The organism is Moraxella bovoculi (assembly GCF_000988745.2).
GTDB classification, from domain to species: Bacteria; Pseudomonadota; Gammaproteobacteria; order Pseudomonadales; family Moraxellaceae; genus Moraxella; species Moraxella bovoculi.
Genome location: NZ_CP011381.2, coordinates 1,631,049 through 1,644,510 on the forward strand (window position 1 = coordinate 1,631,049; position 13,462 = coordinate 1,644,510).

Sequence of the window (13,462 nt, forward strand, 5' to 3'; positions counted from 1 at the left end):
GATGAGTTTATGGTAACATAGTTGATTGTTTTTAGCTATTTTTATTTGTATGACAACCTTTTGTGCCGACTGGCACGCCTTGATTGATGCCAAGCTTGATGACTTTATCGCCACAGGCACGATGATGCTTGATGATGTCTTTGCTATGGACGCCTTGACTGCCTTGCAAAATGAGAGCGGATTTATAGAGTACAGGCAAGCTCATCTTACCCACGGCGAGCGAGAGAGTGCCATTCGTGGCGACAGCATTCGCTGGATTGATGAGTCTTGCCCTGTGGGGTCGGCGTATCTTGGGACGATTGATGAGCTTGGGCGGTATTTTAACGCCACGCTATACACAGGTATTCGCTCATCAGAAGCCCATTATGCCTGCTATCCGTCAGGCTTTGGCTACAAATGGCATTCAGACAACCCCAAAGGACGAGACGAGCGGGTCATCTCTGCGGTGTTTTATTTAAATGACAACTGGACAGCGGACAATGGCGGTGCGATAACGGTGGTGGATAAAACGGGCGAGACCATCCAGCTTTTACCACAACTTAACCGCCTTGTGGTGTTTGATAGCAATCTATTGCACCAAGTGGAAATTACCAATCGTACACGGTTTTCTATTGCAACGTGGCTTCGGCGTGATGAGAGGTTGATATAATCACTTTGTAATTATTTGAAAATATTTTGCCATGATTTATATAATCATCGCTTTATTAATTTGGTCAAGTTCATTTACCGCAGGCAAATATGCCTATTCCATGTTTGACCCTGCAATGGCGATTGAACTTCGATTTATCATCGCAAGTTTGATTGTCTTGCCCTTTTTTATCAAAACATATCCTTTGATAGAAAAACGCATTCGCACAAAACTGTGGGGCGTGTCTTTTTTGATGTTTCCTATTGGTATTTTTATGCAGTTTATGGGATTGTTTTACACTTCGGCAAGCAGTGCGGTAGTTGTGATTGGGACAGAGCCAATATTGGTATTATTATTGGGATTTTTATTATTTAAACAAAAAGTAGCGATTTATGATTGGCTGTTAAGTTTGATCGCTTTTATCGGCATTGGCTTCTTGGTATTGGGTTCGCAAAATGACGGAGCGGTCAATTTATTTGGACTTATATTGGTATTTTTAGCAGGGACTGGATTTGCATTAAGTTTGTATGTTGCTAAAGACATTATGAAACAACTAGATAATAAAGTCTATACTTCGGCAATATTGGTACAAGGAATGATTTTATGTTTGCCTTTATCATTATTTTTAATCAAAGATTGGCAAGTGGATTTTAATTGGCTTGGTTTATTTTCTATTATTTATCTGGGGCTGGGGTGTAGTTGGCTTGCCTATAAACTTTGGAATATTGGACTTAATAAAACGCCCGCCCACATTAGTGGCATGCTCATTAGTTTAGAACCTGTATTTGGGGTATTATTTGCTTTTTTATTTTTGGGCGAGCGAATGAGTTCAATGACCGCCTTGGGGAGCATGCTGGTGATTGGCTCAGCAATGCTCTCTACAGTGATTCCGATTTTAAAAGAAAGGAAAAACCACTCCTAAATTCATATTTTCATTTGTTAATTTTAAGGAACCCCTATGACCCCCACCTTATCCCTATCCACCGCCCTATTAAAAGAGCCGTCCATTACCCCCCACGATTTTGAATGCCAAAATATCTTAGCAGAATATTTGGGTAACTTAGGGTTTGACTGTGAATTTTTGTATTTTGGCGACCCAAATGACAACGACAAAAACGCCCAAATCAAAAACCTATACGCCAAGAAAAAAGGAAGCGACCCCACCGCTCCCCACCTATGCTTTGCAGGGCATACTGATGTCGTGCCTGTGGGCGATGAGAGTCTATGGACGTATCCGCCTTTTTCGGCAACCGTGGCTGACGGCTATCTGTGGGGGCGTGGGGCATCTGATATGAAAACCGCCATTGCCTGCTTTTGTGTGGCGTGCGATGAGGTTATCAGGGCTTGCCCCAACCACAAGGGCGATATTTCGCTACTTATCACCGCAGACGAGGAAGGCGTGGCGATTAACGGCACGCACAAGGTAGTATTGGAGCTTGCCAAACGGGGCGAGCGTATGGATTTTTGTCTGGTGGGCGAGCCATCCAGTACGGCAACCCTTGGCGATGTCATCAAAAATGGCAGACGTGGCTCACTAAACGCACGCCTGACCGTAACGGGCAAACAAGGACACATCGCCTACCCACATCTGGCGGCCAATCCCATGCACGAGCTTGCCCCTGCTCTTGCCGAGCTTGTGGCGTGTGAGTGGGACACGGGCAACGACTATTTTCCTGCCACCAGTATGCAAATCTCCAACATAAACGGCGGTACAGGGGCGACCAACGTCATACCTAATAGCGTGGACGTGCTGTTTAATTTTCGCTTTTGCACCGAGAATACCGCCGAGAGCTTACAGGCGAAAACCCATGCCATTTTGGATAAGCATTTTGCCAATTCCAAGGCGACTTATGACATTGAGTGGAGCTTATCAGGCGAGCCGTTTTTGACCCCAAAAGGCGAGTTTGTGGATGCCGTGGTGTCCGCCATCAAGGACGTTACAGGCACGGACAGCAAGCTGTCCACCTCGGGAGGGACATCGGACGGGCGGTTTATCGCTCCGATTATGAATGCCCAAGTGGTAGAGCTTGGCGTATTAAACAACACCATTCATCAGATAGATGAAAAAGTGGCGGTGGATGATTTGGAAAAGCTGACTTTAATTTATGAGCAAATTTTAGACACACTTATCAGCTAGCATGTCAACCAACATCAAAAAAGCCATGCTTAAATAGCATGGCTTTCTTTGGTAAAGATTTTTTAGCACATCACCCCAAAAGACATTCTGCTCCTAGGCATGATGAGTTCAAAAAATCAGTTATACCCTGCTTTTTTCATCAACATGATGGCTTTTTGCTGATTTTTACCCGCTACCGCAACATTGATGACATCTTGCTTGAAAGAACCCCAACTGGCCACCAGCGGAGCCGCATTGGTGCGATTGTTGGCAGGATATTCAAAGTTGCGATCAGCATACAGCTTTTGGGCCTCTGGGCTTGATAGCCATTCAATGAACTTTTGGGCTTCAACAGGGTTTTTGCTGTATTTTAGCACGCCTGCACCAGAGACATTGACATGCGTACCCTTGCCATTTTGATCAGCGAAAAATACTTTGACATTATTGGCCACTTCAGGATTCTTGTTGACCAAACGACCATAATAATAGGTGTTGGCAATGCCCACATCACAACGACCAGCATTAATGGCCTCTAACATGGAAGTGTCATTAGAAAATGGTGTGGTTGCCAAATTATTTACCCAGCCTGTTACTGTGCGGGTGGCGGCTTTTTGACCATGATTAGCAATCATGGTAGCGACCAGCGATTGGTTGTATACATTATTAGATGTACGCAAGCATAATTTACCTTTCCATTTTGGATTGGCTAGGTCGGCATAAGTAGATAATTCGCTAGGATTGACCGTCTTAGGATTATAAAAAATCGTACGCGCACGCACCGACAAGCCAAACCATTGATTATTTTTTGCTCTTAGATGTGCTGGAATGTTATTTTTTAAGGTTGGTGAGTTGATTGAGCGTAGCAAACCCATGGTTGATGCTTTCCAAAGGTTGCCACCATCAACCGTGATTAAGACATCACCTTTGGTATTTTGACCCTCTGCTTGGATTTTTGCCATCAAAGGCCCAGCTTTATCATTGACCAGCGTGATTTTTGTTCCTGTTTTTGCTTCATAGGCTTGAGCGATCGGCTTTAATAACTCGTCAGCACGAGATGAGTAAACCACCAATTCACTAGCAAATGCTGGTAGTGCCATCAATGCAGCCACCTGAGCGATTAAGATTTTTTTTAACATAAATTCATCCTTCTAAAACGCCATTTCATGGCTTAAAAAAAACATAATCTACAACACATGAAACGCTCTCTTTTTGATAAAAAAATCCTAAAAAGATTGCTATTTCCTGTTGTATTATAATACCATATCCATTTTTAAACAATGATTATTATCATTATGGTATCTATTTGATAATAATAATCACTCATAATATGACCGCAACACGCTTATGACACACTCAACACTGCTTGCACGATTATGGCTTGGACTTTGTTCTTTATTAGTCATCATTCCTTTGGGGGTAATTTTATCTTCAATAGGCGAATTTGATGCTGAAATTTGGCAATTCCTACTGGATCATGAGTTGCCCAGTTTATTAAAAAATACTCTATGGCTCGTTTTGTCGGTAGGCATTGGCGTAACAGTGCTTGGCACCAGCACTGCATGGCTGACCACCATGTATGACTTTCCGCTGAAGCGTATTTTTAGCTGGGCAATGATGCTGCCTTTGGCGGTACCTGCTTATGTTCTTGCCTTTGTACAGCTTGGCATATTTGATTACACAGGCACCATCAGTACCTATTTGCGACAGGCATGGGGCTTTGAAAATGGTCTGCCAGACATCAGGCATGGTGGAGGATTGGCCTTGGTGATGAGTCTAACTTTATATCCTTATGTCTACTTATTGTCCAAAAATGCTTTTGGAAGCATGGGCAATCGCATTTTGGAGGTTGGTGCTTCTTTGGGGTTGTCAAACTGGCAGGCGTTTATTAAGCTTGCTCTACCGATGGCAAAACCTTGGGTAGTCAGTGGCGTCATCTTGGCACTCATGGAAGTGCTGGCAGACTTTGGGGCGGTTTCGATTTTTGGCTATGATACTTTTACTACCGCCATCTATCAGGCTTGGTATGGCTTTTTTAGCCTTGATACTGCCAAACAGCTTGCCAGTCTTTTGGTTGGTTTAGTGTTCATCTTTTTAGTATTAGAACAGCTTAGTCGTGGACGCAAAAACTTTGAAAGCGTCGGTCGTGGTGGTCATCATCGACACATTGCTCTACACGGTCTAACAAAATGGCTGGCTTTTAGCTATTGTGCTGGCATTTTATTTTTGGCGTTTATCCTGCCCCTCATTCAGCTAAGCGTGTGGGTCGTTGAAACTTGGCAAGGCATTGAGTTTGGTGTCATCTTTGAACAAACCAAAAATTCTGTCATCGCCAGCCTATGTGCTGCCATATTAGTTACCATGGTTGCTTTTTTTATCAGCCTAAGCGTTCGACATGATGCCAGTAAATTCGCCTTGGGCAGTGCCAAAATCTCAACGCTTGGTTACGCCATTCCCGGCTCGGTGCTGGCGGTCGGAGTTTTCATTCCTGTGGCTTTTTTTGATAACTATCTCATTGAACATGTGGCAATATTTGCCGAGCACGGTGCCATCTTTAAGGGGACGGTGTTAGCGTTACTCATCGCCTATCTGATTCGATTTTTGGCGTTGGGTGTGCAGACCGTGGACGCAGGCATGAAGCGTATCAAATCCGCCCACATAGAAGCTTCCAAAAGTCTAGGGGCGACACCGATTCGCTCACTTTTTGAAGTATATTTACCTTTAATAAAAGGCTCACTGGGTACCACCTTGCTCATGGTGTTTGTGGACACCATGAAAGAAATGCCCATCACTTTGATGATGCGCCCTTTTGATTGGGATACGCTGGCAATACGCATTTATTCTTTTACAAGTGAAGGCATGTATGAAGCCGCCGCCTTGCCAGCATTGACCATCGTATTGACAGGACTGATTCCTGTGATTTTATTCACCAAAATAGGACAAAAGAACTGACTTATGCTGACCGTACAACACCTATCTGTTGAATTTGACAAAAAAATCATCTTAAATGATGTCAATTTTTCCTTGCAGACTGGCGAGATAGCTTGTCTGCTGGGTGCTTCTGGCTGTGGCAAAACGACAATTTTACGCTGCCTGTCTGGTTTTGAGACGCCAAAATCAGGAACGATGATGCTAGATGGGCGAACATTATTCAATGACACCACCAATGTCGCCGCCCACCAACGACACATTGGCATGGTATTTCAAGACTATGCCTTGTTTCCACACCTGACGGTGGCAAAGAATATTGGCTTTGGACTAAATGAGTTAAGTCATTCAGAGAAAAATGCTCGTATTGATGAGCTTTTAACATTGGTTGATTTAAGTGAGTATAAGGATCGTTACCCCCATGAGTTGTCAGGTGGTCAGCAGCAGCGTGTGGCATTGGTGCGTGCACTTGCACCCAAGCCAAAGCTCATACTACTTGATGAACCTTTTTCCAATCTGGATATTGAACTACGCACCACCTTATCCAAAGAAGTTCGTAAATTACTAAAATCACAAGGCGTGAGTGCCATTTTGGTTACTCATGACCAATCTGAGGCATTTGCCATGGCAGATACGGTTGGCGTACTATCAGAAGGCATGATTCAACAATGGGCAGACCCAGAGATGCTGTATCATAGTCCTGCCAATGCCCATGTTGCCAGTTTTGTTGGCGAAGGCGTCTTATATGACATTACTGACATACATGCTGACGGTATGGAGTGTGCGATTGGTTTCATTCCTCTTATGCCAAACACCAATCAAGACACGCAGATGCTCATCAGACCACATGATGTGCAGATTTGCACAGACGGTCAAGGCATGGACTTTCGCATCATGGATAAAGATTTTCGTGGCGGCAATTGGCTTTATACCCTGCAAGACGAACAAGGCAACCAGCTACTCATGCAAACTGCCATGACCAAAAATCATCACAAACAACAAATAGGTGATATCATCCACATCATGATTCACCAAGTAGCAACTTTCTAGCACACCGTCATCACCAAGCATTAAAAGCGATACACAATACCATCACTAACAAAAAAACACCCCCTAAAGTTTTTAGGGGATGTTTTATCCATTCAATCACGGGGTGTAATAAGTCGCAGCCCCTGGTCCCACAGGCAAACCTAAGGCAAATACCCAAATACAGAAGAGTACTGTCCACCCCACCAAGAACAAGAGCGAGTATGGAATCATGAGCGACATGAGTGTGCCGACCCCTGTGTCTTTTTTGTAACCAATTGCCACCGCCATGATAAGCCCAAAGTAACTCATCATCGGGGTGATGATGTTGGTACTGCTATCACCAATACGATACGCTGCCTGAATCATCTCTGGGGCATAGCCTGTCAGCATGAGCATCGGCACAAAAATCGGTGCGGTAACCGCCCACTGAGCCGATGCCGAGCCGAGCATGAGATTGACGAAAGCACAAATCAAAATAAAGCCCACGAGCAACAAAGGCCCTGTCAGTCCGATGTCATTTAGGAAATTCGCTCCCGATACCGCCATGATCTGACCGATATTAGACCAGTTAAAAAAGGCGGTAAATTGAGCAGCAAAGAACACCAGCACGATGTACATGCTAAGCGAACTCATGGCGGCACTCATGGCGTCCACCACATCATCATTGCTCTTGATGGTACCTGTAATCTTACCATACACAATCCCTGGAATGGCAAAGAATACAAAGATAAATACCACAATCCCATGCAAAAATGGCGACCCTGCCATAAGTCCTGTCTCAGGATGTCTTAAAATCCCATCGGCAGGCACAACAGTCCACGCCAGTAGCAGAGAAAAAATTAGCATGGACACGCCCGACCAAACCAGTCCTTTCTTTTCTAAGGCGGTCAATCGCTCTACCTTGCTGTCAAGCACACTTGGGTCATCGGCATCATCGGGGTTGTATTTACCCAAAGATGGCTCCACGATTTTTTCGGTGACAAAGTAGCCAATGCCACTTACCAAAAACGTACTTGCCGCCATAAAATACCAGTTGGCTTCTGCCCCCACGACATAGTCAGGGTCAATAATGCGTGCCGCTTCTTGGCTAATACCCGACAGTAGTGGGTCAACCGTACCAAGCAATAAGTTGGCACTATAACCGCCCGACACGCCTGCAAAGGCAGCGGCAAGTCCTGCCAATGGATGCCTACCCAACGAATGAAAAATCATCGCCGCCAGAGGAATCAGCACCACATAGCCAAGCTCTGATGCGGTGTTTGACATAATACCTGCAAAAACAATGACAAAAGTAACCATCTTTGGCGGGGCGTTCATGACAAGCCCTCGAAGAGCCGCCGAAATCATGCCTGACCGCTCAGCAATGCCCACCCCGAGCAGAGCGACAAGCACCGTCCCCAGTGGCACAAAGCCTGTGAAGTTGGACACAAGATTCTCCACAATCTTGGCAAGCCCATCGCCATCTAAGAGATTGACAACATAAATCATGCCGTCTTCACTACGACCCTTTGCCCCTTCTGGACGTGGGTCAACTACTGATACGCCCATCATCGACATGATTGCCGATAGTACGAGCAAAATAACTGACATCCATACAAATAAAATGGCAGGGTGTGGCAACAGATTGCCAAGCCACTCTACGCCCTTTAAAAAACGCCCCATGCGGGTAGAATTTTGTTGTTGCATATTTACTCCGTCACAACAAAATAGATAAATATAATCCAATATTTATCATAGAATTAATCGTTAAATAATAAATACTCACATTTAAAACCTGCCATTAAAACACAATCGTGTAAGAAAAACAAACTTTTTATCACATTACTCACAAGGAACGTTATTACTTTTAGCATGGCAATAAAAAAAGACAGCCCAAGCTGTCTTTTGTTTTGGATGAATGATTAATCCAATTCCTCAAGCCACGCCATCTGAATGGCTTCCAATATGGCTTCATTTGACTTGTTTGGATCATCGACGAAGCCCTCAAGCTCGCACACATAGCGATGTAAGTCAGTAAAGCGAATGTATTGCACATCTTCATCTGGGTATTTTTCAGACAGCTCAATGGCAATGTCTAGCGTGTCGTGCCAAGTTAATTTCATAATCACTCTCTTTATTTGGTCGAAGTTTGGTAAATTTTATCAAAGTTAGCCAAAAAATGGTATAATAAGCGCATTTTTAACAGTTAAAAACCATCATGACCGTACAAACACACAACCCCCAAAATCAACAATCTCAGACCAAAAAAGGCAAGCAAATCGCCAAAGCCGACCCAAGTAATCCACACCTAACGCCGATTGACCGTGAGATTTTAACCCCGCCAAACGGACACAAAAAAGTGCTATTACACTCATGCTGTGCTCCTTGTTCAGGCGAGGTCATGGAGGCGATGCTTGCCAGCGGCATTGAATTTACCATTTATTTTTATAATCCTAACATTCACCCCAAAAAAGAATACGAGATTCGCAAAAACGAGAACATCGCTTTTGCCGAAAAGCACGGCATACCGTTTATTGATGCTGATTATGACATGGATAATTGGTTCGCTCGTGCCAAAGGCATGGAGCAAGACCCCGAGCGAGGTCGCCGTTGCACCATGTGTTTTGACATGCGATTTGAACGCACCGCCCTATACGCCCATGAGCATGGTTTTCCTGTAATGACAAGCTCACTTGGGATTAGTCGCTGGAAAAACATGGCTCAAATCAACGACTGCGGACATCGTGCCGTCGCCCCCTATGAGGGTCTTGACTATTGGGATTTTAACTGGCGTAAAGGCGGTGGCAGTAGCCGTATGATTGAGATTAGCAAGCGTGAGCATTTTTATCAACAAGAATACTGTGGCTGTGCTTATTCGCTCCGTGATACCAATAATTTTCGCCGTAGCCAAGGGCGTGAACCCATTAAAATCGGCGTGAAATATTATGGCGATGATGAAGAATAATCCCCCTTTATCCAAAAGACCGCCCATGTTGGCGGTCTTTTTTATTGACAATTTTACAAGCCAATCCATGCTTGACGATTGAGATTTAATTTAAAACAAAACAAAACAAAAAAAATAAAATTATTATATTTTACCAATCAATAAAAAACCCTTTATAATCTGTTCGTAGCCAATAAAGACTCTCCAAAGGCGATTCTTTTTTCGCACAGCAAACACACCATAGGCAAGTAAGACATCGTCCTAGATGAACTTAACGACAGCAAAAAACCTCTCGCACCACAAGGTGGTTGCCCATTTCACGGCAGTAACACCAGCGATGTTCAAAGCGTGATGGCTTGGTGACTAAAAGCCCTAAACCTTCACATTTTGCACCAACACGACAGCAAAGTAAACCCAATGGGCGAAGATTTTGACTACGCCGAACAACTTAAAAAGCTGGATGTGGACGCGCTAAAAAAAAGACTTAAAAGAAGTGCTTTGCAACAGCCAAGACTGGTGGTCAGCTGACCACGGCTACTACGGTGGCTTGATGGGTCGTTTGTCATGGCACGCAGCAGGCTCTTACCGTGTGGCAGACGGTCGTGTCGGTGCCAACGGTGCAAGAATTCGCCTAGCCTCCCCCCAAAAAAAGACTGGATGGGCGACGAGCCAGAGCGTCTGGCAAAAGTATTGGCTGTTTATGAAAAACTATCAGCCGAGACCAATGTTTCAATCGCTGACCTTATTGTACTTGGTGGCACTGTCGCCGTTGAAAAAGCAATCAAAGATGCAGGCTTTAATGTTCCTTTACAATTTAACGCAGGTCGTGGCGATGCAGTGCAAGAGATGACCGATGCCAAGAGCTTTTAGTACTTAAAGCCATTTCACGACGGTTTTATAAACTTCCAAGAAGCTCACGAAGAGCCGACCCCAGAAGAGCTTTTGCTTGACCGTGCACAGCTTTTGGGCTTGAGTGCAGTTGAAATGACTGTACTTGTTGGCGGCTTGCGTGTATTGGTTACTAATTTTGAAAACAATAAGCAAGACGTGTTTGCCGACAAAGTGGGCGTGCTAAGTAACGACTTCTTCCGTAACCTTGTAGATATGAACTACACTTGGGAGCCAACAAGTCGCAACAGCTACAACATAAATGAGCGTAAATCTGGCGAAACCAAATTTACCGCCACTCGTGTGGACTTGGTGTTTGGCTCAAACTCAATCTTGCGTGCCTATGCCGAGCCATATACCCAAGACGACAGCCGTGAAAAGTTTGCAAAAGACTTTGCAAAAGCGTGGACGAAAGTGATGAAAGCTGACCGTTATGATTTACAAAGATAATCTAAACGGATAGTTTAAAACAGCAGGCTCCAAATGGGGCGTGCTGTTTTTTTATTTTTAAAATTTTGTTTTTTTGGTTTAGTATGTGCTAAAATCAAAATCAAACCAATATTCATTTTTAAGGATTTTTATGAAAAAATTGGCATGGTTTGCAACCACCCTCTTGATGTTTGGCTGTGCCAGCACAAGCATAACAAATAACCAAACCCCGTCCAAGAGCGACTACGGCAATTATTCTGGCAAAGGCGGCATGACAGCTTATGCCATTGACAGCAATGCCTATAAATATCATTATGATTATGGCTTTACAGGCGTTGATGCAATGGGCTGGGATGGTAATTTGCAATATGCATGGTCAAGAACAGCAGGAGCAAAAACCTGTGGCATGACTTTAGATAGCAAGACAATCATTTCACTTCTTGCCAAAAAGTATGGATACGATGAATTGGTTCATGAAATGAATGGTGTGGGTTTTCATTTTATCCAGCAATCTAAAATTAAAGATTTTTGCAATGAAAAACGAGTTGCTGAACTAAAACAAGTCATTCCTCAAATGATGAATGGACAGTTTGTAAAAAAGTTTTAAATGAGTAGTTTTTTGGTAACATCTCCACTTAAAGCCAAACGTTTTTTTCTCATTCGTGGTAAACTCATCAAGCCATAAAAAATCTCACCCAAGACATCCATCACAGGAAACTGGGCGGTTTTGATGTGAATTTGGGCATATTTTTAATACTCATCCAATAAGGAACCAGCCATGTCATCTATTGAAGACAAAAAGCAAGACCCTACCAATCCCGCCAAACCTGATGGCGAGATGATTGACGCACTCAACAAAGCCGCCAAAGAAGGCGCAGGCGAGCAGCCAAATGACATGCAGGACGCACACAAAATGGGCTGCCCTGTAACCCATCTTACTCGTGCCAATGGCGCACCTGTCGTAGACAACCAAAACTCACTCACCGCAGGGCCTCGTGGGCCTATCCTGTTGCAGGATTTGTGGCTGAACGAAAAACTTGCCGACTTTGCCCGTGAAGTCATTCCAGAGCGTCGTATGCACGCCAAAGGCTCTGGGGCATTTGGTACTTTTACCGTAACCGCCGACATCACTAAGTACACCCGTGCCAAGATTTTTAGCGAGGTTGGCAAAAAAACCGAAATGTTTGCACGGTTTAGCACCGTGGCAGGCGAGCGTGGGGCGGCGGACGACGAGCGAGACATTCGTGGTTTTTCCCTAAAATTCTACACCGAGGAGGGCAACTGGGACATGGTCGGCAACAACACGCCTGTGTTTTTCTTGCGTGACCCATTAAAATTTCCTGATCTAAACAAAGCGGTCAAGCGAGATCCTCGCACTAATATGCGCTCACCAACCAACAACTGGGATTTTTGGACACTGCTCCCAGAAGCACTGCACCAAGTGACCATCGTGATGAGCGACCGTGGCATTCCAAAATCTTACCGCCATATGCACGGATTTAGTAGCCATACTTACAGCTTTATCAATGCTGATAACGAACGCTTTTGGGTCAAAATGCACTTTCGTACCCAGCAAGGTATCGAAAATCTGACCGACGCAGAAGCAGAAGCAATCATCGCCAAAGACCGTGAAAGCAACCAAAAAGATTTGTACGATGCCATTGAAAAAGGCGATTTTCCAAAATGGAAAATGTATGTACAAATCATGCCAGAAGCGGATGCTGAGAAAGTGCCATACCACCCATTTGACCTGACCAAAGTATGGCCAAAAGGCGATTATCCTTTGATTGAGGTGGGCGAATTTGAATTAAACCGCAATCCTGACAACTACTTTTTGGATGTGGAGCAAGTCGCCTTTGCCCCAAGCAATCTGGTACCAGGTATTAGCGTATCGCCTGATAAAATGCTGCAAGCACGCCTTGTCAATTATACAGATGCACAGCGTTATCGCTTGGGCGTAAACCGCAACCAAATCCCTGTGAATGCCCCACGTTGCCCTGTGTACTCAAACCACAGAGACGGTCAAGGGCGAGTAGGCAACAACTACGGTAGCCGTCCGCACTATGAGCCAAACAGCTTTAATCAATGGCAAGAACAGCCACAATTTGCCGAACCGCCCTTAAAGATTGATCAGTACGCTGACCGCTTTGATTTTAGAGAGGACGACAGCGACTATTTTAGCCAGCCACGAGCCTTGTTCAATCTGATGAACGCAGAGCAAAAGCAGGCCCTGTTTGACAATACCGCAGCAGCGATGGGCGATGCGCTCGATTTCATAAAATACCGCCATATCCGCAACTGCCACGCCTGCCATTCTGATTATGGCGTGGGTGTTGCCAAGGCGTTGGGCATGACGGTAGAAGATGCCATTAAGGCGTATGAAACCGACCCTGCCAAGCATTTGGAGAGCTGTTTGCCGCCAAAGGCGTAACGCAGTCTGTTGTTTTTAAAGAAAGCCATTCTGGATAGAGTGGCTTTTTGTTTTGACTATAATAAAATATAACTGTCGATTTACCAACTTAAA

At 44.5% G+C, this 13,462-nt stretch carries 12 protein-coding genes and 1 pseudogene; 9 read left to right on the forward strand and 4 right to left on the reverse strand.

What is annotated here, in order from left to right; translation table 11 throughout:
* The first annotated feature begins 49 nt into the window (after positions 1-49).
* Genes AAX10_RS07475 through dapE form a run of 3 tightly spaced genes read left to right on the forward strand, consistent with a single transcriptional unit; the run spans position 50 to position 2,765 of the window.
* Entirely contained in the window at positions 50-649 is a 600-nt protein-coding gene (locus AAX10_RS07475) for a 2OG-Fe(II) oxygenase (RefSeq protein ID WP_046700280.1), read from the forward strand.
* A 31-nt stretch (positions 650-680) separates the two neighbouring features.
* Positions 681-1,550: a DMT family transporter gene (locus AAX10_RS07480; protein WP_046700281.1), complete on the forward strand. Its 870-nt coding sequence runs from the start codon at positions 681-683 to the stop codon at positions 1,548-1,550.
* Between the two features lie 36 nt (positions 1,551-1,586).
* Positions 1,587-2,765 carry a succinyl-diaminopimelate desuccinylase gene (gene dapE / locus AAX10_RS07485; RefSeq protein ID WP_046700282.1) on the forward strand — a complete coding sequence of 393 codons (1,179 nt, stop codon included), beginning with the start codon at positions 1,587-1,589 and terminating at the stop codon, positions 2,763-2,765.
* A 116-nt stretch (positions 2,766-2,881) separates the two neighbouring features.
* Here the strand turns inward: dapE and AAX10_RS07490 are convergent, their stop codons facing one another.
* Positions 2,882-3,880, reverse strand: coding sequence for an extracellular solute-binding protein (locus AAX10_RS07490; protein WP_046698538.1), 999 nt, complete (start codon positions 3,878-3,880; stop codon positions 2,882-2,884).
* 208 nt (positions 3,881-4,088) lie between these two features.
* Here AAX10_RS07490 and AAX10_RS07495 point away from each other — a divergent pair, with 208 nt between their 5' ends.
* Positions 4,089-5,693, forward strand: a complete 1,605-nt coding sequence (locus tag AAX10_RS07495; RefSeq protein WP_046700283.1) for an ABC transporter permease — start codon at positions 4,089-4,091, stop codon at positions 5,691-5,693.
* A 3-nt stretch (positions 5,694-5,696) separates the two neighbouring features.
* Positions 5,697-6,719, forward strand: a complete 1,023-nt coding sequence (locus AAX10_RS07500; RefSeq protein WP_046700284.1) for an ABC transporter ATP-binding protein — start codon at positions 5,697-5,699, stop codon at positions 6,717-6,719.
* 96 nt (positions 6,720-6,815) lie between these two features.
* Here AAX10_RS07500 and AAX10_RS07505 read toward each other — a convergent pair whose 3' ends face one another.
* The gene (locus AAX10_RS07505; protein WP_046700285.1) at positions 6,816-8,384 is read right to left on the reverse strand and encodes an AbgT family transporter; all 1,569 of its coding nucleotides are present in this window, start codon (positions 8,382-8,384) and stop codon (positions 6,816-6,818) included.
* Positions 8,385-8,599: 215 nt separating this feature from the next.
* Complete coding sequence (iscX, locus tag AAX10_RS07510) at positions 8,600-8,800, reverse strand: Fe-S cluster assembly protein IscX (RefSeq protein WP_046698540.1); 201 nt, start codon at positions 8,798-8,800, stop codon at positions 8,600-8,602.
* Positions 8,801-8,895: 95 nt separating this feature from the next.
* Here iscX and AAX10_RS07515 point away from each other — a divergent pair, with 95 nt between their 5' ends.
* Positions 8,896-9,642, forward strand: coding sequence for an epoxyqueuosine reductase QueH (locus AAX10_RS07515; RefSeq protein ID WP_173944625.1), 747 nt, complete (start codon positions 8,896-8,898; stop codon positions 9,640-9,642).
* Positions 9,643-10,055: 413 nt separating this feature from the next.
* Here AAX10_RS07515 and AAX10_RS10360 read toward each other — a convergent pair whose 3' ends face one another.
* Complete coding sequence (locus AAX10_RS10360; protein ID WP_226997857.1) at positions 10,056-10,244, reverse strand: hypothetical protein; 189 nt, start codon at positions 10,242-10,244, stop codon at positions 10,056-10,058.
* Here AAX10_RS10360 and AAX10_RS07520 point away from each other — a divergent pair.
* The 3 genes and pseudogenes from AAX10_RS07520 to AAX10_RS07530 form a co-directional block, all read left to right on the forward strand.
* Positions 10,184-10,959 (forward strand): annotated as a pseudogene (locus AAX10_RS07520) (peroxidase family protein); the annotation flags it as partial. The gene AAX10_RS10360 and the pseudogene AAX10_RS07520 overlap by 61 nt on opposite strands.
* 130 nt (positions 10,960-11,089) lie before the next feature.
* On the forward strand, positions 11,090-11,545 hold the full coding sequence (locus tag AAX10_RS07525) for a hypothetical protein (protein WP_080947111.1): 456 nt from the start codon (positions 11,090-11,092) through the stop codon (positions 11,543-11,545).
* Positions 11,546-11,833: 288 nt separating this feature from the next.
* Positions 11,834-13,369: a catalase gene (locus tag AAX10_RS07530; protein WP_046700680.1), complete on the forward strand. Its 1,536-nt coding sequence runs from the start codon at positions 11,834-11,836 to the stop codon at positions 13,367-13,369.
* Positions 13,370-13,462: the final 93 nt, after the last annotated feature.